23 protein-coding genes and 1 other annotated feature are annotated in these 23,606 nt (G+C 43.6%); of the genes, 16 read left to right on the top strand and 7 right to left on the bottom strand.

The window, feature by feature from the left end:
• Positions 1 to 42: 42 nt before the first annotated feature.
• Complete coding sequence (locus KNQ03_RS04600) at positions 43 to 1,686, top strand: peptide ABC transporter substrate-binding protein (protein ID WP_214723696.1); 1,644 nt, start codon at positions 43 to 45, stop codon at positions 1,684 to 1,686.
• 96 nt (positions 1,687 to 1,782) lie between these two features.
• On the opposite strand, the gene trpS is transcribed toward KNQ03_RS04600, so the two are convergent.
• Positions 1,783 to 2,784 carry a tryptophan--tRNA ligase gene (trpS, locus tag KNQ03_RS04595; protein ID WP_064299576.1) on the bottom strand — a complete coding sequence of 334 codons (1,002 nt, stop codon included), beginning with the start codon at positions 2,782 to 2,784 and terminating at the stop codon, positions 1,783 to 1,785.
• Positions 2,785 to 2,835: 51 nt separating this feature from the next.
• Positions 2,836 to 3,041 (bottom strand) — a binding site (T-box leader).
• Positions 3,042 to 3,097: 56 nt separating this feature from the next.
• Positions 3,098 to 3,478, bottom strand: coding sequence for a DUF3899 domain-containing protein (locus tag KNQ03_RS04590; protein WP_029342197.1), 381 nt, complete (start codon positions 3,476 to 3,478; stop codon positions 3,098 to 3,100).
• A 271-nt stretch (positions 3,479 to 3,749) separates the two neighbouring features.
• On the opposite strand from KNQ03_RS04590, the gene KNQ03_RS04585 reads away from it, so the two are divergent.
• From KNQ03_RS04585 to KNQ03_RS04565, 5 genes are all read left to right on the top strand, one after another.
• Entirely contained in the window at positions 3,750 to 5,363 is a 1,614-nt protein-coding gene (locus KNQ03_RS04585; RefSeq protein ID WP_214723694.1) for a peptide ABC transporter substrate-binding protein, read from the top strand.
• Between the two features lie 334 nt (positions 5,364 to 5,697).
• Positions 5,698 to 6,624, top strand: a complete 927-nt coding sequence (opp3b, locus tag KNQ03_RS04580) for an oligopeptide ABC transporter permease (RefSeq protein WP_058703812.1) — start codon at positions 5,698 to 5,700, stop codon at positions 6,622 to 6,624.
• Entirely contained in the window at positions 6,624 to 7,655 is a 1,032-nt protein-coding gene (opp3C, locus tag KNQ03_RS04575; protein ID WP_050677572.1) for an oligopeptide ABC transporter permease, read from the top strand. Before opp3b ends, opp3C begins: the two co-directional genes overlap by 1 nt.
• Positions 7,656 to 7,682: 27 nt before the next feature.
• Positions 7,683 to 8,756, top strand: coding sequence for an ABC transporter ATP-binding protein (locus KNQ03_RS04570; protein WP_029342201.1), 1,074 nt, complete (start codon positions 7,683 to 7,685; stop codon positions 8,754 to 8,756).
• Positions 8,756 to 9,709, top strand: coding sequence for an ABC transporter ATP-binding protein (locus KNQ03_RS04565; RefSeq protein WP_029342202.1), 954 nt, complete (start codon positions 8,756 to 8,758; stop codon positions 9,707 to 9,709). Before KNQ03_RS04570 ends, KNQ03_RS04565 begins: the two co-directional genes overlap by 1 nt.
• 46 nt (positions 9,710 to 9,755) lie before the next feature.
• On the opposite strand, the gene KNQ03_RS04560 is transcribed toward KNQ03_RS04565, so the two are convergent.
• Positions 9,756 to 10,289, bottom strand: a complete 534-nt coding sequence (locus KNQ03_RS04560) for an HD domain-containing protein (protein WP_029342203.1) — start codon at positions 10,287 to 10,289, stop codon at positions 9,756 to 9,758.
• A gap of 224 nt (positions 10,290 to 10,513) precedes the next feature.
• Here KNQ03_RS04560 and KNQ03_RS04555 point away from each other — a divergent pair, with 224 nt between their 5' ends.
• From KNQ03_RS04555 to mecA, 3 genes are all read left to right on the top strand, one after another.
• Positions 10,514 to 10,651 carry a hypothetical protein gene (locus KNQ03_RS04555; protein ID WP_023468890.1) on the top strand — a complete coding sequence of 46 codons (138 nt, stop codon included), beginning with the start codon at positions 10,514 to 10,516 and terminating at the stop codon, positions 10,649 to 10,651.
• Positions 10,652 to 10,823: 172 nt separating this feature from the next.
• Positions 10,824 to 11,222, top strand: coding sequence for a transcriptional regulator SpxA (spxA, locus tag KNQ03_RS04550; RefSeq protein ID WP_012370920.1), 399 nt, complete (start codon positions 10,824 to 10,826; stop codon positions 11,220 to 11,222).
• Between the two features lie 171 nt (positions 11,223 to 11,393).
• Positions 11,394 to 12,020, top strand: a complete 627-nt coding sequence (mecA, locus tag KNQ03_RS04545; RefSeq protein WP_023468889.1) for an adaptor protein MecA — start codon at positions 11,394 to 11,396, stop codon at positions 12,018 to 12,020.
• A gap of 62 nt (positions 12,021 to 12,082) precedes the next feature.
• On the opposite strand, the gene KNQ03_RS04540 is transcribed toward mecA, so the two are convergent.
• Positions 12,083 to 12,805 carry an SDR family NAD(P)-dependent oxidoreductase gene (locus KNQ03_RS04540; protein ID WP_047393679.1) on the bottom strand — a complete coding sequence of 241 codons (723 nt, stop codon included), beginning with the start codon at positions 12,803 to 12,805 and terminating at the stop codon, positions 12,083 to 12,085.
• A gap of 68 nt (positions 12,806 to 12,873) precedes the next feature.
• Between KNQ03_RS04540 and cls the strand changes: the two genes are divergently transcribed.
• The 3 genes from cls (at position 12,874) to pepF (ending at position 17,221) form a co-directional block, all read left to right on the top strand.
• Positions 12,874 to 14,385 (top strand): cardiolipin synthase, encoded by a 1,512-nt coding sequence (gene cls, locus KNQ03_RS04535; RefSeq protein WP_214723692.1) that lies wholly within the window; start codon positions 12,874 to 12,876, stop codon positions 14,383 to 14,385.
• Positions 14,386 to 14,403: 18 nt separating this feature from the next.
• Positions 14,404 to 15,354: a competence protein CoiA family protein gene (locus KNQ03_RS04530; RefSeq protein WP_214723690.1), complete on the top strand. Its 951-nt coding sequence runs from the start codon at positions 14,404 to 14,406 to the stop codon at positions 15,352 to 15,354.
• 64 nt (positions 15,355 to 15,418) lie between these two features.
• Positions 15,419 to 17,221: an oligoendopeptidase F gene (gene pepF / locus KNQ03_RS04525; protein WP_050677569.1), complete on the top strand. Its 1,803-nt coding sequence runs from the start codon at positions 15,419 to 15,421 to the stop codon at positions 17,219 to 17,221.
• A 218-nt stretch (positions 17,222 to 17,439) separates the two neighbouring features.
• On the opposite strand, the gene KNQ03_RS04520 is transcribed toward pepF, so the two are convergent.
• Positions 17,440 to 18,231, bottom strand: coding sequence for a DsbA family protein (locus KNQ03_RS04520; RefSeq protein ID WP_050677567.1), 792 nt, complete (start codon positions 18,229 to 18,231; stop codon positions 17,440 to 17,442).
• Between the two features lie 94 nt (positions 18,232 to 18,325).
• Positions 18,326 to 18,886 carry a CYTH domain-containing protein gene (locus tag KNQ03_RS04515; RefSeq protein WP_149428148.1) on the bottom strand — a complete coding sequence of 187 codons (561 nt, stop codon included), beginning with the start codon at positions 18,884 to 18,886 and terminating at the stop codon, positions 18,326 to 18,328.
• A 117-nt stretch (positions 18,887 to 19,003) separates the two neighbouring features.
• Here KNQ03_RS04515 and yjbM point away from each other — a divergent pair, with 117 nt between their 5' ends.
• The 3 genes from yjbM to KNQ03_RS04500 are packed head-to-tail and all read left to right on the top strand — an operon-like array spanning position 19,004 to position 21,365.
• Positions 19,004 to 19,648, top strand: coding sequence for a GTP diphosphokinase (gene yjbM / locus KNQ03_RS04510; RefSeq protein WP_035396676.1), 645 nt, complete (start codon positions 19,004 to 19,006; stop codon positions 19,646 to 19,648).
• A 10-nt stretch (positions 19,649 to 19,658) separates the two neighbouring features.
• On the top strand, positions 19,659 to 20,462 hold the full coding sequence (locus KNQ03_RS04505; protein ID WP_023468882.1) for an NAD kinase: 804 nt from the start codon (positions 19,659 to 19,661) through the stop codon (positions 20,460 to 20,462).
• Positions 20,463 to 20,480: 18 nt separating this feature from the next.
• Entirely contained in the window at positions 20,481 to 21,365 is an 885-nt protein-coding gene (locus tag KNQ03_RS04500) for an RluA family pseudouridine synthase (protein ID WP_214723688.1), read from the top strand.
• 53 nt (positions 21,366 to 21,418) lie between these two features.
• On the opposite strand, the gene KNQ03_RS04495 is transcribed toward KNQ03_RS04500, so the two are convergent.
• On the bottom strand, positions 21,419 to 22,588 hold the full coding sequence (locus tag KNQ03_RS04495) for an FtsW/RodA/SpoVE family cell cycle protein (protein ID WP_029342211.1): 1,170 nt from the start codon (positions 22,586 to 22,588) through the stop codon (positions 21,419 to 21,421).
• A 144-nt stretch (positions 22,589 to 22,732) separates the two neighbouring features.
• Here KNQ03_RS04495 and fabI point away from each other — a divergent pair, with 144 nt between their 5' ends.
• A complete protein-coding gene (fabI, locus tag KNQ03_RS04490; RefSeq protein WP_029342212.1) occupies positions 22,733 to 23,506 on the top strand; it encodes an enoyl-ACP reductase FabI in 774 nt (257 codons plus the stop codon).
• Positions 23,507 to 23,606: the final 100 nt, after the last annotated feature.

Raw genomic sequence — 23,606 nt, 5'->3', positions numbered from 1 at the left:
CTGACAGTATCATTTTTAGAAACCTAGGGGGGTCATCGTAACATGAAGAAGAAAAGTTTTGCTTTAGCTACTTCAGTAGCTCTCGTATCAAGTGCGTTCCTCGCAGCTTGTTCGACAACGGATTCAGGCGACAAATCGGGCGACACAGGTTCAGACAAAAAATCTAGTGATCAAACTCTTAACTTGATCGAAGGTTCGGATATCCCGACACTTAACCCGACGACTTCAACAGACTCGGTTTCATTCAACGTGTTGAACAACACGATGGAAGGTCTTTACCGTCTTGATGACAAGCAGCAACCAACACCAGGTATCGCTGAGAGTCATGAAGTATCAGAAGACAAAAAGACATACACGTTCAAATTACGTGATGCGAAGTGGTCTGACGGTACTCCAATCACAGCTAAAGACTTCGAATATGCATGGAAAGAAGTTCTTAATCCAGAGAACGCTTCACAGTATGCATACGTCTTCTACAACATCGAAGGTGCAGAAGAGTACAATACGAAAAAAGGTGAGCGTGATGCTGTCGGCGTCAAAGCAATCGACGACAAAACGTTCGAAGTTAAGTTAAAAGCACCTGCAGATTACTTCCTCGGACTCACTGGATTCGGACCATTCATGCCGAAATCAGAAGAACTCTCGAAGAAAATCGGAAAAGACTTCGGTTCGACTGCAGACAAGTCGCTCTATAACGGACCATTCAAATTAACAGAGTGGACTCGTGAGCAAGGCTGGAAAATGGTCAAAAACGATAACTACTGGGATAAAGATGCCGTTAAACTTAAAACGATCAACGTTAAGGTCGTTAAAGAAGTTGCAACTGGTGTTAACCTTTACGAAAAAGGTGACATCGATCGCACAGGTTTAACATCTGAGTTCGTTGCCCAGTTCAAAGATAATAAAGAATTCAAAACAAAAGGCGAATCAACTATCTTCTACCTCTACCTCAACACGAAGGTAAAAGCGCTTGATAACGAAAAAATCCGTCGCGCAATCGACATGGGTTACGATAAAAAAGGAATCACGGATGTCATCCTCGCAAACGGATCACTTCCAGCGAACTATCTCGTACCAAAAGATTTCGCGAAAGATGCTGACGGAAAAGATTTCCGCGACAAGTATCCTGGATTCAACGAATATAATGCAGACGAAGCGAAAAAACTCTGGGAAGAGGGCTTAAAGGAAATCGGTCAAAAATCGGTTGATCTTGAACTCTTGAACTACGATAGCGACGATTCGAAAAAAATCGGTGAGTTCTTGAAAGGTGAACTTGAGAAAAACCTTCCAGGTATGAAGGTCACAATCAAACAACAACCATTCAAAAACAAACTTGATCTTGAAAACAAAGGGGACTTCCAATTCTCGCTCGCGGGCTGGGGACCTGACTACCAAGATCCGATGACGTTCCTCGATCTCTTCTTGACAGACGGACCATATAACCGTGGTAAGTGGTCAAATGAAGAGTATGATAAACTCATCAAAGATGCTCAAACACAAACAGATGCAACGAAACGTTGGTCTGAATTGCAAGAAGCTGAGAAAATCCTTCTCGACTCTGCAGCAATCTCACCTGTTTATCAGCGTGGACGTGCATTCCTCGTTAAACCATACGTCAAAGGTGTCGTCGAGCATAACTTCGGCGCAGACTTCTCGTACAAATGGGCTTCGATCGAAGGAAAATAAGCAAAATAAAAACTGCTTCCGATTTAATTCGGAAGCAGTTTTTTGTTTGTGGCAATAAAAAAGACCGGAGCATTCCGATCTCTTTTGGAGTAAGACTTATTTTTTTACTTTGGCACGCTTCCGTTGTAGTCCCATTGCCTTCTCGATTTTCGCGAGTTTTTTAGCAGCAACGGCTTCAGCACGGTCTCGTCCAGCGTCGAGAATCTGATCGAGCTCTTCAGAATCAATCAACTCATAGTAGCGTTGTTGAATCGGTTCGAGTTCCGAAATGATAGCTTCCGCGACATCTGCTTTAAATGTTCCGTAGTTCGAACCTTCGTATTTGGTTTCGAGATCTGGAATCGAGATGCCAGCGAGTAGTGAGTAAATCTCAAGCAAATTCGACACACCTGGTTTATTTTCCCGATCGAATTTGACGATCCCTTCTGAGTCCGTGACGGCTGATTTTACTTTTTTACGAATGACTTCTGGTGCGTCAAGCATCGAGATGAAGCCCTTCGGATTCTGATCAGATTTTGACATCTTTTTGTCTGGCGTCGTCAGGCTCATGATTCGTGCTCCTGATTCAGCGATGATTGGTTCTGGTAATGTGAACGTCTCATAGTAACGACTATTAAAACGTTGAGCCAAGTCACGCGTTAACTCAATATGTTGTTTTTGATCATCACCGACTGGAACGAGTTCCGCATCATAGAGTAGGATATCAGCTGCCATGAGTGTCGGATAGACAAACAATCCTGCACCGATTCGGTCTTTTCCTTGTGATTTATCTTTATACTGTGTCATACGCTCTAGTTCACCCATTCCAGAAAGACACGTCAACATCCAGCCGAGTTGTGCATGCGCTTTGACTTCTGATTGAACAAAGATTGTTGATTTTTCTGGATTCAGACCACTTGCGATATAAAGAGCTGCGAGTGCACGTGTATTATTCATCAGTTCGACACGATCGATATCGACCGTGATCGAGTGCAAGTCGACGACACAATAATACGCATCATGACCATCTTGTAAATTCACGAAGTGTTTCATCGCACCTAAGTAATTTCCGAGTGTTACTGTTCCCGTTGGTTTGATACCTGAGAAAATCGTTTTCATAATGAAATCCCTCCAAATAATAAAATCAAAATAAAAAACGCCCCTTGAAAATCAAGGGACGATTCATCGCGTTGCCACCCAAGTTGCTATTCGCATAGCCGCTCAATTTGCTGTAATGGGCAAACCCATCTGACTCTACTTGATTCGAATCAGCCACTCGAAAGTCCATTCACGTAGGCATCACCTGTCCATTTCCAGCACCATGGACTCTCTGAAAGGGATGTACCTAAGTTACTACTCTTTGTCGTCGTGTTTTCTTGTTTAATTCACTTAAGTTTACCATACGATAGAAGGTACGTCACGGTGATTTCGATTAAAAGTAAGAGATGATCAGTGAGACGATGATGAAGATAATACCACTAGAAACATAGGGTTTCGTTCGCGCTGAAGCCCGATTTTGCTTTTTACGGAGGACTTCTTCCTCTTCGTCATCATCTTCGTAGTAATCGCCATCAATCTCTCGAAGCTTCGCTTCCCGTTGTTTTTTAAATCCAGCTGTCATTCCACGGAAGAAGCCGTTAGCCGACATGTTGGAAAAGAATCCGATTGCCATAAGCAAAAAGCCTCCAATGAACAACCCACCAGATAGATGGTACAAAATACCGTGCGTCGAATCGGTGATAGTCGCCCATATCGTATAAAGTAAGACTAGAATGACCGCAATGATGACCGGTCGGAAATAGGTCGATCGCATGAAAATCCCCCTTAAATGCATTGATAACCTTAGTATACGAAATTTTTAATCCTGTTACGAATCGGTAACAAACGAATGATGCAAAATAGCAAATAGTGTGACTATTTACTTGACGTTAATGCTATTCTCACATAAAATCAATTTATCACTTCGTTTAAGTTTTTGAAACTAGGTCAATGCATTTTGGGGAATACATTGCAGTTTCGACGGGACGTTATTGATGTCATAGGCATTATGGCAACTTGGAAATTGAAAAGGAGATGACTTACCGATGAAGAAAAAAACAGTCGGTCTCGCATTATCAGTCATGCTTGCAGGAAGCGCAGTGCTTGCTGGATGTTCGACAGGTGGCGGAGACAGTGATTCAGGTTCTACAGACGGAAAGAAAAATCTACGCTTAACAGACTCTTCGGATATCACGACAGTGGATCCAGCGAAAGCTACGGATTCTGTTGCTTTCAACATGATCGGGAATACGATGGAAGGTCTTTACCGTCTCGATAAAGACGGCAAAGCGATTCCAGCACTTGCAGAAAAAACAGATATCTCAAGTGATAACTTGACGTATACGTTCACACTTCGTGATTCAAAATGGTCTGATGGTTCACCCGTCAAAGCACAAGATTTCGAATTCGCTTGGAAACGTGCTGCTGATCCGAAAACAGCATCTAGTTACTCGTACATCTTTGACACGTTAAAAAACGGCGCTGATGTTACACAGGGTAAAAAAGCTGTCGACGAACTCGGTGTTAAAGCACTTGACGACAAAACGTTAGAAGTAAAACTTGAGCGTCCAGCGCCGTATTTCCTTTCACTGACATCGTTTGGTACGTACTCACCGATCAGTGAAGACTTCTACAAAAAGAATGAAAAAGACTTCTCGCTCAAACCAGATAAATTACTCTATAACGGTCCTTTCGTTTGGGAATCTTGGAAAACGGATTCAAAACGAGTGCTGAAGAAAAACGATAACTACTGGGATAAAGACGCTGTCAAACTCGACGAAGTTACGGTCAGTGTCGTCAAGGATACGTCAACAGTAGTAAACCTCTATGATTCAAATGATATCGATTACGCTGGTTTGACTTCAGAGCAAGTTGAAGCTTACAAATCGAAGCCTGAATTCAAGACAGCTCTTCGTTCTTCAATCGCTTATTTGAAGTTCAATAACGAAGATGCAACGATGAAAAATGTTGATGCACGTAAAGCAATTGCTCGTGCCATCGATCCAAAAGGAATCACAGATACGCTTCTTGCGAACGGTTCGATTCCAACAACAAGCTTCATTCCAAAAGAATTCATCAAAGATGCGTCTGGTAAAGACTATACGAGCGACATCAACTGGTTCGACCGTGATGGAAAAGAAGCAGCTGATCTTTGGAAAAAAGCAAACGGCGATAAGAAAACGACGATTGAACTTCTTTCATTCGACAATGAAGATGCGAAGAAGATCAGTGAGTACATGAAAGGTCAAATCGAGAAAAATCTTCCGAACGTCACTGTTTCAATCAAACAACAACCGTTCAAGAATAAACTCGACCTTGAAACAAAAGGCGACTACCAGGTTTCATACTCACTTTGGGGCCCGGATTATCAGGATCCAATGTCTAACCTTTCTATCTTCGAATCAACGAATAGCCAAAACGACGTCAAGTACAAGTCTGCAGCTTATGATAAATTGTTGAACGCAGCGAATGAAGAGTCTGACTTAAACAAACGTCTCGATCTCTTCAAACAAGCGGAAGCGCAATTGATTGAGAAAGATCAAGCCATCGCGCCAATCTATCAAGCTGGTTCTGCATACTTGAGCCGTCCGACGGTTAAAGATTTCAACCGTCAAGTGTTCGGAGCAGATTTCCAATACAAATACGTTGATATTAAGTAATCGAGAATGGGAGCGTCCCCTGATCAGTTCGGGTACGCTCCTGTTTTATACTACTTTTTATGAATGGAAACTCATTTTTATCGAAAATGTGAAAGTTTCGTAAAAAAGTAGTTCTAATTACTTTGTTAGCAAAGTATAATGGAATCAAACGAAAAATTCTGACTATTGGATGAAATTAGAAAAACATCCAAGCGAACATCAAATCAAAGCACAATAAAAAAAGAATTTTTAAATTTTTATGACAAAATTCTTGAATGTTCCGACAATTGTGGGTCATACTGATTTTATTGATGTTTCGAAAAAAACAGAAAATCTTTATAGGGGGTGCCATCTTATGGGCCGTTATTTAGCTCAACGCCTGGTTTACGGCGTACTGACGTTTTTACTCATCGCTTCGTTCACTTTCTTCCTGATGGATCTGCTACCAGGTTCACCGTTCCAAAACCAGGAGAAACTTTCTCCTGAACAGTTGAACATCCTTCGGGATAAGTACAACTTGAATGATCCACTGCCACAACGCTATGCAGCGTATATGGTTAACTTGTTTCAAGGAGATCTCGGTATTTCATTCAAATATGATAGCCGTCCGGTAACGGATTTAATCTCTGAACGAATTGGACCATCGGCTCAATTAGGAGTTCAAGCATTAGTACTTGGAGTATTTTTAGGACTCGTCTTAGGTGTTGTCGCGGCGCTTCGTCACAACACAGTGATCGATTACGGTGCAATGTTCGTATCGGTTATCGGAATCTCGGTACCGTCCTTCGTATTCGCCTCACTCCTTCAATACTATGTTGGCGTGAAATGGGGCGTTTTGCCAGTCGCGTTCTGGGAAAGCCCGGCGCATACCATCTTGCCGACCATATCGTTATCACTTGGGGTTACAGCCTCAATTGCTCGATTCGTCCGAACAGAGATGCTAGAAGTTACGAACCAGGATTATGTCACGTTAGCTAAAGCAAAAGGCCTAGATGGTCAGTCGATTACTTGGAAACACATGGTTCGAAACGCCTTGATTCCGGCGATCACGATTCTTGGACCAATGACAGCTGCATTGATTACAGGAACACTCGTCATTGAGCGGATTTTCTCTGTACCTGGTCTTGGTGAACTCTTCGTATCATCAATCACACAAAATGACTACACAGTCATCATGGGTACGACGTTGTTCTTCTCAGCAGTCTTCATTCTCATGATTTTGATCGTCGATTTGCTGTACGGTGTCGTTGATCCACGGATCCGTTTGGGGGGTAACAAATAATGGCTGAACAAAATTCAAATGCAAAAGCAGAACAGTTTGATTCATCGCTGTTCCAACACGTTGAGTTCAATGAACAAGCAGGGGAACGCCTTGCTGGTAAAAGCTTAAACTTCTGGCAAGATGCTTGGATGCGTCTACGCAAGAACAAAGCGGCAATTCTCTCACTTGCCGTCATCATCATCATCGCAATCATGTCATTAGTCGGACCTACTTTATCTGGTAATGACCCTTATACCCAAACAATCACGCAAGCTAAACTTCCACCTAAAGTTACTGGTTTAGAGTGGGCTGGTTTTGACGGTATGGCAACACTTGGTGATACGCCGATTGATTTTTATAAACAAAAACAGGTGACGGAGAACTTCTGGTTCGGAACAGACCATCTTGGTCGTGATCTTTGGTCACGCGTCTGGGAAGGAACGAAGATTTCGTTGTTCATCGGTTTGATGGCAGCACTCATCGATGTTCTCGTTGGTGTCACATACGGCGGAATTTCTGCTTATTATGGTGGACGTGTCGATAACATCATGCAACGGATTGCTGAAATTTTAACAGGTGTACCAAACTTGATCTTGATCATCTTGTTCATCTTGATTCTTGAACCAGGGATCACGACGATTATCCTTGCGATGACGATTACCGGCTGGATCGGGATGAGCCGACTTGTTCGTGGTCAAATCCTGAAACTAAAGAACCAAGAATTCGTTCTTGCAGCACGGACACTTGGTGCTTCTAGCGCACGATTGATCTTTAAACATTTGATTCCAAATACCTTGGGAACGATCATCATCTCACTCATGTTCACGATTCCAAGTGCGATCTTCTTCGAAGCGTTCTTAAGCTTCATCGGTTTAGGACTTGCACCACCACAACCGTCACTCGGTACATTGATCAACGAAGGGTACAAAGAACTCAAAACGTTCCCATTCTTGCTCGTTGTTCCATCGACGGTCATCGTACTCCTCATGGTCAGCTTCAATATGTTGGCAGATGGACTGCGTGATGCGTTCGACCCACGTTTACGACGCTAACGGAAACTAGAGAGGAGCTCATTCACAATGGAAACTATTTTATCTGTTCGCGACCTGAATGTCGCTTTCCATACGTATGCCGGGACGGTACAAGCCGTCCGCGGTGTATCGTTTGATTTGAAAAAAGGCGAGACACTCGCAATCGTTGGTGAGTCTGGTTCTGGTAAATCGGTTACTTCAAAAGCAATCATGCGTTTGATTCCAAACCCACCAGGTGAAATCACACAAGGTGAAATCTTATTTGAAGGTCGTGACCTCGTTAAGCTTTCGGATAAAGAAATGCAAAAAGTCCGCGGTCGTGATATCGCAATGATCTTCCAAGATCCGATGACATCACTTAACCCGACGATGACGATCTATAAACAAATCGCTGAAGGTCTAAAACGTCACCAAGGTTTAACAGGCGACGCAGCGAAAAAGCGTACACTCGAACTTTTGACACTCGTAGGAATTCCGAATCCAGAAGCGCGTCTGAAACAATATCCGCACCAATTATCAGGTGGGATGCGTCAACGGATCGTCATCGCAATCGCACTTGCATGTAATCCGAAAGTGTTGATTGCCGATGAGCCGACGACTGCCCTCGATGTAACGATTCAAGCTCAGATTCTTGAGTTATTGAAAGACATTCAGCAAAAAACGGGTACAGCAATCATCTTCATTACGCACGACTTAGGTGTCGTAGCGAACATGGCTGACCGTGTAGCCGTCATGTATGCTGGTAAATTGATTGAAAAAGGTACAGTAGATGAGATCTTCTATGAGCCGCGTCATCCATATACTTGGGGACTACTAGGCTCAATGCCGCGTCCATCTGATGACCGTTCGCAAGATCTTCCGGCGATTCCAGGAACTCCACCGAACTTGATGCATCCACCAGTCGGTGATGCGTTTGCACCGCGTAACAAATACGCGATGAAGATTGATTTCGAGAAAGAACCACCTTTCTTCAAAATCTCAGATACACACGAAGCGGCGACGTGGTTGCTACATCCACAAGCTCCATACGTTGAACCACCCGCTGCAATCCGTGACTTGGCGTTAAAATACCGTCCGGACAGCGTGTTCTCAAAATCGCTTCTGAAAGGCGGTCTGAAATAATGGAAAACCGTAATAAATTACTTGAAGTAAAAAACTTGAAGCAACATTTCAATATTGGACGTGGACGCGTCGTCAAAGCGGTTGATGGACTCTCATTTGATATCTACGAAGGCGAAGTACTTGGTCTCGTTGGAGAATCAGGCTGTGGTAAGTCTACGACTGGTCGCTCGATCATTGGTTTATACGAAGCGACAGACGGCGAAGTCATCTTTAAAGGTGAAAACGTTCATGGTAAGAAGTCACGTAAAGACAAATTGAAATTCAACCGTGCAATGCAAATGATCTTCCAAGATCCGTATGCATCGTTAAATCCACGGATGACGGTTGGCGATATCATCGCTGAAGGAATCGATATCCATGGTTTAGCGAACTCAAAAGAAGAGCGCAATAACCGTGTATATGATTTGCTTGAAACTGTTGGTTTGACGAAAGAACACGCGAGTCGTTACCCGCACGAGTTCTCAGGTGGTCAGCGTCAACGGATTGGTATCGCACGTGCACTTGCTGTAGAGCCGGACTTCATCATTGCGGATGAGCCGATTTCAGCACTCGACGTATCGATTCAAGCCCAAGTTGTCAACTTGATGAAAAAACTACAACGTGATCGCAGTTTGACATACTTGTTCATCGCCCACGATTTATCGATGGTCAAGTATATCTCAGACCGGATTGGTGTTATGTATCAGGGTCACCTCGTTGAATTGTGTGATGCGGATCGTCTGTATGAGAATCCTGTTCATGCTTATACGAAGTCACTTTTATCTGCGATTCCACTTCCGGATCCAGAGCACGAGCGGACACGTAAACGGATCATCTTTGATCGTCCGACGAGTGGACCGGTTGGTAAATCGGATGAAGATTCGAGCATTCCACCTCTTCGTGAAATCGAGCCTGGTCACTTCGTTTCGATGACGGATGCAGAACTTGAAGCGTACCAAGCGCAACTCGTATAATTGTTAAAGCAAAAAGGCATTTCCACGTTGATCGTGGAAATGCCTTTTAATTTTCTGATGCGATACGCGGTAGATGAGCAAATCGATGGACGACTGCATCGATTGCATCAAGACGACGCATAGCTTCTTCAAAGTCAATTTTTTCGTAATGATGAAGTCCGCCCGGCTGTTCTTCCAGCGTATCCGCATCATGGACAAGTTGTTGAAGAGGTGTTCGATTGATCGCACCTGGTGGAAGATAAGAATCCGTGTGCAAAAGAACGGCGAGAGCAATTTCTTTTGCGCGTGCTGGTTCTTCACCAAGGCGAATCAGTAGTTTGTGAGCACGTTCAGCTCCTTTAATGGCATGAATATCATTTTGGCGATATAAATCATAGTTCCAAGTGCCATCGGTATACCATTCGTAATGACCGATATCATGTAAGAGTGCTGCCTTCGTAGCAGTGTCAGCATCTAAGCCGCGTTTCGTAGCAAGCGTCAGTGCGCGTTCCGCTACTGAAATCGCATGATTCAAACCAGAACGAGATAAATATTTTTGAGCGATCGGATGATCGAGAATCGTAACGAGTGTTAATGCCATGAATGAAAAACTCCTTTCTGAGCGTTGATATTTCTATACACTCTACAGAAATTTGAAAGAAATTGCAACTGTTTTTCATTCCTCAATCGACAATCTCACATATTTAATTGCTTAAAGTAGGAATAGATTTTTGAGATACGTGGTATACTTACTAATGTAGAAGATGATTATTTTGCTTTCGTATGGTTGTTAGTTCTGTTTCGGGCCGATTGGGGTGTCGGAATATGAAAGAACGTGACAAGAAGAAAAAGCTGAAGAAGCGCCTTTTGCGGGATATTTTAGAGAAAAAACTGAAAGAAATGAAACTTCCTAAAGCAAAAGAGACGATTTCTCAGCCATTTGATCACACGCCAGCTTGTTAAAGCCACGTGGTGGCTTTAACAAGCTTTTTTACGAAAAGTTCTTTCATCTTTATAAAAAAGCTAGGTTTTCTGCTTTATTAGATGTAAACTGTCAAGTAATAGAACCATCATCAATATCTGCTTATTCACATAGGTATTGAATGATGTTAAATCAGGGGGAGGATGTTTTTCAATGGTAACACTCTATACTTCACCAAGTTGTACTTCTTGTCGGAAAGCACGCGCGTGGCTTGAAGAACATGAAATCCCGTTCGTTGAACGTAATATCTTTTCAGAACCATTATCGCTCGATGAAATCAAACAGATTCTTCGTATGACGGAAGATGGAACGGACGAGATTATCTCAACACGTTCAAAAGTCTTCTCGAAACTCGATGTTTCCGTTGAAAACTTATCGTTGCAGCACCTATACGATTTGATTCAAGAATATCCAGGATTATTGCGTCGCCCAATCTTGATTGATGAAAAACGCCTTCAAGTTGGATACAACGAGGATGAAATCCGTCGATTCTTACCGCGCAAGGTGCGTACATTCCAACTTTTGGAAGCGCAGCGTCTTGTAAACGAGTAATTTTAAAAAGCACGCTGCTTCGTGAGCAGTGTGCTTTTTGTTACCGATAAAAAAGGTTAAAATAAAGATAACAAAGGAATAGAAATATATCCTTCGGATTTAAAACTATGAATCCAAGTCATGTCCTCGTTCGTATTCTAGATAAGGAACGAGAAGAAAGGAGTGGACAGTTTGAAAATCGAACGCGTCAATGACAATACGGTCAAGTTCTTCATCACGTACACCGACATCGAACGCCGTGGTTTTGCCCGAGATGAGATTTGGTATAACCGGGAACGGGGAGAACAGTTATTCTGGCAGATGATGGACGAAGCGAATGAAAAAGAGTCCATCTCCTTCGAAGGTCCACTATGGATACAAGTGCAAGCATTTGAAAAAGGTCTTGAAGTCACTGTAACGATCGCGAAAAATGCAGTTGATGGTGAGCAAGTCGATGAAGACGAACTCGATTCACTTTTACGATCAGCGATGTCTGAGACAGAAGATAAAGATACAGAGTTAAGCCAAGATGTTTTATTTGAAACTCGCGATTTCGAACATATCATCGCGCTCAGTCAATATGCGAATGCTCCTGTATTCGCAGAACTTGAAACAGCGCTTTATCAAAAAGATGGACTCTATTTACTGCATGTTCATTTCGAAGATGATGTGAACGTAGAAGCGCAAGAAAACGTCATGAGTTTAATCGCAGAGTATCTCCAGTTCAGCGAACAAACGATACATCCTGTAGCTGAATACGGGAAACAGATTATTGCTTCAGATGTCTTTCCGTTCATTCGGAAACATTTTCCGAACTAAGGTCAGAAAAAGTGCGAGGAAAAGGAGGATCACATATCGTGATACCTCCTTTTGTTCTGGTATTAAGTGAGGGTATAGCCTCCATCTACGATGAGCGCTTGACCGTTGATGTAACTTGCTTTGTTTGATAGTAAGAAACAAACGACCTCAGCGATTTCAGAAGGTTGTGCGGGCTCACCTCGAAGGTGATGTTTCATTGCGAGATCAAATTTATCTTTCCCGCCATATAACGCATGACTGAGCGCTGTATCGACTGGTCCCGGGCAAATAGCATTAAATCGGTACTTACCATGGAAGCGGGCGGCGTATGTCTTTGTTAGCGTCAGTAAAGCACTTTTAGACGAAGCGTAAGGCAGTAGCATTGCTGGAAACTTAACATGACCTACGATGGCGCTATTATTGACGATGGAAGCACCCTTTGAGAAGCGTTTCGTCGCGAGCTGGATAATTCGTTCGGGCGCATGATAGTTCACTTGGAATACTTCTTTTTGTTGATCGGAGACACGTTCAGGTGCAACGGGTTTCCCGAAAGTACCTGCATTGTTGAAAATACCATCGATTTCTGGGAAATCTTCTTGTGTTTCTTCAAAGAACGCATCGATTGCAGAGGAATCAGCTAAGTCGACAGGGAAGAAATATAAACGTCCTTCTCCGTTTGATTCAAGAGAGGATCCCTTTTCTTCATTGCGACCAATCGCAAGGACGGTATGTCCCTCCCGAATGAGTTGAAGGGAAGTTGCCTCACCAATTCCACTTGTTGCACCAGTAATGATATACGTACCCATTTAAACGCTTCCTTTCTGTCATCAGTTTAAATACGATTTGTACTACCTACATAAAAGGAGGGGGATTCATGCTACGACGTGTACAACTTCTCATGACCCTCATCTTGACCATCGGCTTGATTGCCTTTTTATCCTACTATTGGAGTGTCTATATGGTAGGGTGGCTGTCCATCGTCATCATCTTGGTCGTCATGAGCGTGTTCGTCATCATTCTACTCGAAAATCGAAACCCAGAACGAACGCTCGTCTGGGCACTCGTCATGATGGCATTGCCTGTCGTTGGCGTATTCGTGTATTTCACATTTGGTCAGAACTACCGTCGAAAACGAATGTTTCGACTGAAGGCAATGCTTGATGAAGAGTCTTACATTAAGTATCGTACCCAGTTTAAGGCAGGGGTACACCAATCAGTGTTCCAAGAAGGACATTATGGAAAAGTTGTGACACTTATCGATTCAATCAGTCGCCTTCCGATTTCGTATAATACACATACAAGAATCTTGACGAATGGTCAGGAAAAGTTTCCAATTCTTTTAGAAGAGATTCGTCAAGCACAGCATCATATTCATTTGGAGTACTATATCGTACGCGATGATCAACTTGCGCTTCAGCTACAGGAAGCGTTGATTGAAAAGGCTAAGCAAGGAATCGAGGTCCGCTTTCTTTATGATGCCGTCGGTTGTTTTTCGACGGATAAACATTATTTCAAGAAGATGCAGGCAGCTGGTGTTGAGGTTCGTGCGTTTTTCCCCGTCGTCTTACCGTTTATTTCGAGTAAATCAAACTACCGGAATCATCGGAAAATCGTCGTCATCGATGGAACGGTTGCATTTACGGGTGGAATCAACATTGGCGACGAGTATATCGGTCGTGATCAACATTTTGGTTTTTGGCGTGATACCCATCTTCTCGTAAGGGGAGAGGCTGTCTCTGAACTCCAACTGATTTTTTTGCAAGACTGGTATTACATGACCGGTGAACGGCTGTTTACACCGTTTTACATGGAGCCACTTGAGTACGTTGAAGAAGCAACAGGAGGTGTTCAAATCATTGCGAGCGGTCCTGATGAGCCATATGAGGCAATGAAATCACTTTACTTCGGGCTCATCACGGAAGCGCGTGAATCGGTCTATATTGCTTCCCCGTATTTGATACCGGACGAAGATCTCATGACAGCGCTGAAGACAGCTGCAATGGCAGGGATTGACGTCCGTATTTTGCTACCGAGCTTTCCAGACCATAAAATCGTATTTTATGCGAGCCGTTCTTATTTTGATGATTTGCTACGAGCTGGTGTGAAAATTTACGAGTACAATAAGGGATTCATGCACTCGAAAGTCATCGTTGTGGACGACGCCATCGCAACGATTGGGACAGCGAACATGGATTTACGTAGTTTTCATTTGAATTTCGAAGTGAATGCTTTCTTATATGGAACGAACTCTGTCCATGAACTGACACGTGATTTTTATGAAGATTTTAGCCATTCGACACAAGTTGATGCTGATATGTTCCATCGGCGTCCATTACGCCGTCGATTAATTGAATCGATTTCACGTTTATTCTCACCGTTACTTTAGTAAAAGGGGACGATTCAGATGTTTGAAGCCATTGATGCTTCTGGTAAACGCATCATGATTCACAGATTTCCCATCCATGAATTAAAAACGATGTCCTTACGTTGTCCGTATTGCCTGAAGCCATTGCGCGTCAGGCAAGGACGACGACCACACTTTGCACATATCTCAGCTTGTTCAGGAGAAAGCAACGTGCATATGTCTTGGAAAAAGCGGATTGCGGATTCTTTAATAAACGCAGGTGTCCAAGTCGAAATTGAATGGATGACTGGGGAGAGACGTTTTGATCTGTGGATACCAGAAAAGAAAATCGGGATTGAAATTCAACGTTCTCCGATGTCAGCAGAGGAATGGATCAGACGAGCCAGGCTTGATGCGAAACAAGAACAAACGGTTCGGTGGATCGGATTTCATCCTTCACATGGTGTCACGTTGCGATTGCAAGGTTGGATGCGACAAGCATTTTTACAACATGATTACTTGGATCTGATCGTCGAGAATCAAATCCGGAGATTTCGACATCCGGTTCCTTTTGCAAAACATCATGTCTATTGTACGGTTCAACCGCTCTCATTATCTGATTTTCTTTCGAAAGAACCTTCATCATTTCCTCGGAAATTTTCAATCGCTCGATGGCAAGGAATCGTTCATCGCTATCGGCGACGTCCTTTTTATCCTTCATTACCTCCACGCATCCTCAAGATCCCACTGTATCAATCAGGTTTCCATCTACAAAATCTTCCCTCTTTTGCCTTTCTCCCCATCACACGTCTATTATTTCTACCCGTCCATCCCTTTGAATTTCAAATCGTCGTCTTTTTAGAGATAAAAGGGCGGTACACTTTGAGCCGTCTGGAATATGTCATAAATCAACTGCTTCACCAATTGAATCTATCGATTGAAAGAGATTTGATTGGTGCTCTCGTCAGGGAATGGATGGAGCGGATTGAGGAGGCGAATAAGCTGCTTTAGCAGGAGCACTTCGATTGTTTGTCGAAAAGAAAACAGGTATAACTGAATTAAAGGAGTGAGGGAAATGGCAGAAGTATTAACACGTCAAGATGTTGACGTTACAGAAACATGGAATCTAGAGTCGATTTACGCAACGAACGAAGCGTGGGAAGAAGAATTCGAATCGGTGAAAGCAATGCTCCCATTACTCGTCGAGTATAAGGGTCGTCTTGGACAGAGTGCAGAAACGCTCTATGAAGGGTTACAGTTACGAGACGAAGTCTCAAGACGTCTTTATAAGCTTTATACATACGCGCACATGCGTTATGACGAAAATACAGCAGATAGTTTCTACCAAGCAATGAACGACCGTGCTCGAACACTCGCGTCGCAAATCGGAGCAACACTTGCTTTCATGACACCAGAACTATTAGCTGTACCTGAGTCAACGATTGAGACGTATCTTAATGAGAATCCAGATCTTGCGATGTATCGTCATGCATTTGATGAATTGAATCAAGAGCGTGAACACGTCCTGACGGAAGCGGAAGAAGCGATTCTTGCAAAGGCAGGAGAAGTACTCGGTCAATCCGGTACGACGTTCGGTATGTTGAACAATGCAGATCTGACATTCCCGAAAATCAAAGGGGAAGACGGAGAAGAGACAGAGTTGACACATGGTCGCTTCATCACATTCCTGGAATCATCTGATCGTTCGGTCCGTGAAGCAGCATTTAAAGCGATGTATGGAACATATGCGAAATACACGAATACGCTCGCTTCGACACTTGCTGGGTCAGTTAAGAAAGACAACTTCTATGCAGATGTCCGGAAGTTCCCATCGGCACGCGCAGCAGCTTTACACGGTAATGCGATTCCTGAGTCCGTCTATGATGGATTAGTTGAAGCGGTACATGAACATTTACCATTGCTCCATCGTTACGTCGCCCTACGTAAGCGAGTGCTCGGACTCGATGAACTACACGTGTATGATATGTACACACCGCTCGTTTCTGAGGTGGAGATGAAAGTCTCTTACGAGGAAGCGAAACAATTGATGGTCGAAGGGCTCGCACCGCTCGGAGCAGAGTACAAGCACATCCTCGAAGAAGGGTTGTCTGAACGTTGGGTTGATGTCCGAGAGACGCGTGGTAAACGGAGTGGAGCCTACTCTTCTGGTGCTTATGATACACAGCCGTTCATTTTGATGAACTGGCAAGACAACATCAACAACCTCTTTACACTCGCACATGAATTCGGACATTCTGTCCATAGTTATTACACGCGGAAGTCTCAACCATATCCATATGGTGATTATTCAATCTTCGTCGCAGAAGTTGCCTCAACGACGAATGAAGCATTGTTGAACGACTATCTATTGAAGAAAGTAACGGATCGTAAAGAAAAACTCTATCTATTAAACAATCAACTCGAAACATTCCGTGGAACATTGTTCCGACAAACGATGTTCGCTGAATTCGAACATGCAATTCATGATGCGGCTCGTCTTGGACAATCGCTGACACCGGAATTCTTAACGTCAACGTATTATGCGTTGAATCAAAAATACTTCGGAGAAGAAATTGTATTGGATGAAGAAATCGGTCTAGAATGGGCTCGGATTCCACACTTCTATTACAATTATTATGTCTATCAGTATGCAACGGGCATTTCTGCTGCTGCTGCCTTGACGGATCAGATTCTAGAAGAAGGACAACCTGCTGTAGAGCGATACATCAACAATTTCTTAAAAGCGGGATCAAGTGATTATCCAATCGAAGTATTAAAAGCTGCGGGTGTTGATATGACAACAAAAGCACCAGTTGAAGCAGCACTGCGTCAATTTGAACGTGTCCTAGATGAATTTGAAGCTTTGTTAGCAGAGTGACATCTTTGTGACAAAGTGAACAAAGAGTGGAAAAGAAAAGAGAACCACGATATACTTATATTGTGAAGAGGGTCACATTCCCCAGTCGATTCTCTTTTTCCCCCATCCAATGGTCAAAAGAAAAAGTCCTTCTCGTCATGAGGGACTTTTTCTTTTATCTATGATTGAACACAAAAAGGACAGTGAAGCGTGCTTCACTGTCCTTTTTGTTGTTTTTATCATGCATGTGCCGAATCTTTTAAATGACGCCATACTTTTCCATCACAGTACGATAGAGAAGCACATTTTTGTTGCAAGACCAATTTTTTTAATTCGTGTTCAATCTGGGATTCAGGAGCGTCATAAATAAAGGCGATTTCAGCCGTTGTTGCTGTTTCATACCGTCTCAAGAATTGTTCGAGTGGTGGCTTCGGTTGTTTTTCGATCGTATGATCTAGCAATTCACTTAAGATCGAGACATACACCAAATACTCATAAGGTCCTTCTGCTTTGATCGCTTCTTCGTCTCCAACGAAAGCGAGTGTTGGAAGAATCCGAACATCCCATTCGGTGACTAGTTCGGTTTCTTTCTCGAGCATTTGCTGAATCGTATCCGACGAGACATCACGATGGAACTCATCTAAATCCAAACCATACTCCGTTAATGCCTCTGCTAGCCGCATCAATGATGGTCGACTATAAGCACTTTCTCCTTCGACGTTATGAAGCATTCGAAGGCGTCGCATGAATCGCATACCAAACGTTTTTCCTTGAAGCTCAATTGCTTTTAGAATGACGAGTGGTGACATGTCGCATGCGGATCGTGATGGAGCACATGGAATCGTTGCAATCGTCCGAAGACGGAACAGATGGCCATATTCTAGTTCTAACTTCTTGAGAACGGGTATCAACCGTAAACCATCCGTTTGTGTCACATCTAGAAAATGATAGATTTCCAGAGGTTTCGTCGGTTGTTGAATCGATGGTTCGTCCAATGAACAATAAGATCCGTTACATTGTGCGTGTTCCATCCGTTCACCCCTTCCTGTTGTTATCGTTACCCTATTTTAGCAACGAAAAAAAAGAAAGAGCAAAGGTTTTGCTTGTTCATTTCTACACGAAAAATCAAGAAAGCGCTTTACGTTCCATAAAGCGAACGATTTTATTTTTTGTTTTGCGTTGTGGAATGTCGTGTTCTGAAAGAATTCGCTCGAAATCCTTTTGCCCTTGTTCGAAGTTACTGACCTCAAACTCTAACTCATAATCGGTATGTCCGAGATAGCGACTTTTATCAAGGACAAGCAATCCTTCCGGGAGCACGGTTTCGATTCGTTCTGTCTCTAATCGACCTAAATGTTCTAAAGATCCCTGTAAATCAAATGACTTTAGCTGTTCGTTCATCTCTTCGGAATGAATTAGACCGTATTTGAATAGATCTTCTGCTTCAGTTGATGATAACGTAACATGCGTTTCAAGCAACCCCTCCTCATGAGGTTGTTTTAAAGTCAGTACGAGCCCTTGTTTTTTCTCACGAATCCGTAAAGCAGCACCTTTTTTTCGAAGTTCAAAATCAGGCGTATCAAAATAATCATTTGCTTGCCAAATGGGTTGTTTTGTTGACGCATAATGGGTAAATAACGATAGATATTCTTGTTCAGACAATAAGTTCTTAAATTCGATTTCCAATTCTTGTCTAATCGGAATCACGCCTTTCTAGTTGAATGTCTGAAAATATGATAACATGAATGAGGTAGGAACAGGCAGTGAACCAATACTATTCGATTAAAAGTGGTGACAAATCAGATGACAAAAGAAAATTGGGATTTATTTCTTGCGCCGTATCAAATCGCGGTCGATGAGTTGAAAGTTAAGCTAAAAGCGATTCGTAAACAATTTCAGCAACGGGGAGAACATTCACCGATTGAATTTGTCACAGGACGGGTCAAACCTGTAAAGAGCATTCTTCAAAAAGCGGAACGAAAAGCAATTGCGCGTGAGTCATTAGAACAAGACATGCAGGATATCGCCGGATTACGTATCATGTGTCAATTCGTCGATGATATCATTCATGTCCTTGAGCTGCTGCGCTCGCGCGGAGATTTTAAAATCGTCGAAGAACGGAACTACATTACGCAAAAAAAGGATAGTGGCTATCGATCGTATCACGTCATCATTGCCTATCCGGTACAGACGATCGAAGGTGAAGTTCCGACGTTAGTCGAGATTCAAATTCGAACGCTTGCGATGAACTTCTGGGCAACGATTGAACACTCGTTGAATTATAAGTACCAAGGAAATATTCCGGAAGAGACGCGTGAGCGTCTGCGTCGTGCAGCAGAGGCAGCATTTTTGCTTGATGCGGAGATGAGCCAGCTGAAAGTAGAAATCCAAGATGCACAACTCGTCTTTCAACGCGACGCTAAGGCGTCTGAACGATTAAAAGAGTAGGGGGATGACCATGCGTTTTGCAATCACGGCTCGTGATGATGAGCGATCTCATGCGCTGAAACAGCAACTCGAGCAGGCATTGACGGATCGGGGATGTATTCTTGATGTCAGCCAGCCGGAAATCGTCGTCTCGATTGGTGGAGACGGAACGATGTTACAGGCGTTTCATTCGTATCTCGATCAAGTAGAGACAATTACGCTTGTTGGGATTCATACGGGACATCTTGGTTTTTATGCGGATTGGCGCCCTGAAGAAATGGATGAACTGATTGATCATATCGCGAAGCAGGATTTAGCGACGGTTCAATACCCGTTGCTTGAACTCTCGATTGATTATGCGGACGGTTCACACAACCAACTGCTTGCCTTGAATGAATGTACGATTAAAAGTTTTAATCAGACGCTCGTTTGCGATTTATCGATTCGAGGCGACTACTTCGAAACATTCCGAGGGGACGGGTTGTGTGTATCAACACCGTCTGGTTCGACAGCTTACAATAAGGCACTCGGCGGAGCGATCGTTCACCCGGCGCTCGAAGCAATTCAAATTACAGAGATGGCTTCCATCAACAATCGTGTTTACCGGACGATCGGCTCACCGATGTTGTTACCGAAACATCATGATGTCGAAATTCGTCCCGTTAATCCGATTGATTTTCAGATGACCTATGACCACTATGCTTCAATCATTCATCAAAACGTGACATCGATTCGATGCCGGGTCTCTGATAAAAAAGTGAAATTTGCTCGTTTTCGTTCTTTCCCGTTCTGGCAACGGGTGCGGGAATCTTTCCTGGCAGACGAAAGACGTTAAAGTAAAGGAAATGGAAACATGAATGGATTTCAGCTACAACAGATGGTGACTGACAACGAGGATGGCTGGCGTGTCAGTCATTTTTGTACGACCCGCTTAGGGATTTCGCGAAAAATGTTAGTATCGATTAAAAATCATGGGGATATCACGCGTAATGGTCAGCATGTTAACGTCCACGACGTCTTACACGCGGGTGATCATGTCCATGTCTTCTTCCCGGAAGAGACACCAGCACCGGATATGGTGGCGACAGAAGGGGAACTTGATATTTTGTTTGAAGATGATTGGTTGCTCGTCGTCAATAAACCGCCGGGCATGGCATCGATTCCGTCTCGACTGCATCCAGAACGCTCATTATCGAACTATGTCCTTGGTTATTACCGAAAACAAGGAATTCCGTATGCAATCCATATCGTTAATCGGCTCGATCGTGATACGAGTGGTCTTGTCTTGTTCGCGAAACATGGGCTTGCCCATCACCGGATGAGTCTCATGCAACGATCCAATGAATTAGAACGACATTATTTAGCGTATGCACCCGGAAACGTACCGGTACAAACAATTGATCAACCGATTGGTCAAACCGATCATTCCTTCATGGAACGGATGGTACGACCAGATGGTCAACGAGCCATTACGCATATCTTAAATAGCCGTCTAGTTCGAGCCTTTGACCAAGAAATCTCATTACTCGATATCCGACTAGAGACAGGTCGGACACACCAAATTCGTGTCCATCTTGCTTTTCTTGGGCATCCTTTGATTGGCGATACGATGTATCAAGGGAACCCGTTACTGCCGCGTCAGGCGCTCCATAGTGCATCAGCAACGTTCCTTCATCCTGCTACGGGAGAACGGGTTCGTTTTGAAGCACCACTTCCTGAGGATCTCCGACTGGAATGATGAAGTACACAAATAAAAGGCAGTGGACTTGGTCCACTGCCTTTTATTTGTGTTTAGTCTTCATCGAACATGGAAATCCGAGATTGAGAGGCGATTGCCATAATCAATCCTAGACCGACGAGGTTTACGATCATCGTTGATCCACCATAACTGATGAACGGTAAGGGAAGACCTGTGATCGGTAAGACACCAATCGTCATCCCGATGTTTTGGAAGATTTGGAACGTAAACATCGCGACATATCCTGTCACGATATAGGTACCAAATGGATCAGCTGTCTCGAGAGCAATCTGAATCAAGCGATAGACGAACAGGAACAAGACGATCAAGACGATGGCAGCCCCGATGAAACCATAGTGTGAGGCAATCGTCGTAAAGATGAAGTCTGTATGCAATTCTGGAACGAACACTTGCAGTTTCCCATATCCAACGCCGAACATTTGACCTGAACCTGTCGCGTTGATTGCTTGGACGAGCTGGTACGACAAATCATCCGCATATTCGAACGGTTGCAACCAAGCCATGATCCGGTTCATCGCGTGACCTGGGAAAAAGGTTGCGAGTAAATCATTTTGGAAAAAGAACAGGTAAAAGAAGATGATGACAGCTCCTGCGAACAGACCGAACATCGTCAAAAGCCATTTCCAATTCAGTCCTGATAATAACATCGCACATGCTAAGATGACGCATAGAATCAAACCGATCCCTAAATCGGGCTGAATGATGATAAGACCGAGCGGCAAGGCTGTAACCGCGACTAACTTGATAAGTAACAAGAGATCTCTTTCATGTTGAACATAACGCGCATTGTGCTCGGTAATGACGGCAGCGAGCGTAACGATCAAAAAGAACTTCATGAACTCAGCCGGTTGAACCGTACCGATAACGGGGAATTGATACCAACCGTATGCCCCTTTGATTTCAGTGACGATTGGTGTACCACGGAAAATGACAAGACCGATTAACGATACGATACCTGCTCCATATAAAAACCAGTGGAATCGCTTCAACTGTTCATAATCGATGAAAATGACGACGGATAACGCCATGAAGCCGATGACATACCATTGAATTTGTTTGGCAGAGAAGTTAATGGCACTGATCGCACCTTTAAGCGAAGGTTGTGCTGTATAGATGGCGATGATACTGATGACCATCAGACAGGCGAGTAAAAAAAGCAACGTATGATCATAACGTTGTGTAAATGATTTGAATCGATTCATTTCATCCCTACTTTCTATCTCTTTCTATATTACCGTAATTTATCAAATCCGCAATATCAAGAGCGATGGTTGACAGAAGCGTTACGTTTTTGTAACCTGAAGATAGGTTTTATTACCAGGTACTAATTCAAGGGGGACTTTATCATGAATATTTATCCTTCACTCGAAGGCAAGACGTACGTCGTCATGGGCGTCATTAACCAACGTTCGATTGCATGGGGTATCGCACGTGCGCTCGACGCTGCTGGAGCAAGCCTGGCATTTACATATGTCGGGGAACGCTTCAAGGCACCACTTGAAAAATTAGGACAAGAATTATCACGACCGGCTTCTTATTATACGTGTGATGTCACGAGTGATGAAGAGATCGAACAGGTCTTCCAAACGATCCATGCAGATCACGGTAAAATTTCTGGGATTGCTCACTCGATCGCATTCGCGGATAAAGAAGCGCTTCGTGGTGAATTTTCTGGGGTAACGCGTGAACAGTTCGCGCAAGCACTTGATATTTCAGCTTACAGCTTAACAGCAGTCGTCAAAGCGGCGAAAGATTTCTTTACGGAAGATGCATCCGTCATCACGTTGACGTACCTCGGTGGTGAGAAGATGGTTCCGAACTACAACGTCATGGGTGTTGCGAAAGCCGCATTAGATGCAAGCGTTCGTTATCTCGCTGCTGAATACGGTCAGCAAGGCGTTCGTGTCAATGCGATCTCAGCTGGTCCAATTCGGACAGTATCCGCAAAAGGTGTCGGCGACTTCAATTCAATTCTTGATAGCATCGAAGAACGTGCGCCACTTCATCGTAACGTGACGACAGAACAAATTGGTCAAAGTGGACTGTTCTTGCTTTCACAAATGTCGAGTGGGGTGACAGGAGAAATCCTTCACGTCGATAGCGGGTTCCACATTCTTTAATACACGATCGATTAAGCCGGGCTTTCCCATGCGGGAGGCTTGGTTTTTTTTGTGCTCGATCGGGGAACTATCAAATATAACTGTCACTAGAAGGAGAGAG

Origin of the sequence: Exiguobacterium sp. s143 (assembly GCF_018618895.1) — a bacterium.
Classification (GTDB): Bacteria; Bacillota; Bacilli; order Exiguobacteriales; family Exiguobacteriaceae; genus Exiguobacterium_A; species Exiguobacterium_A abrahamii.
This window is presented reverse-complemented; position numbering and strand designations above follow the sequence as displayed.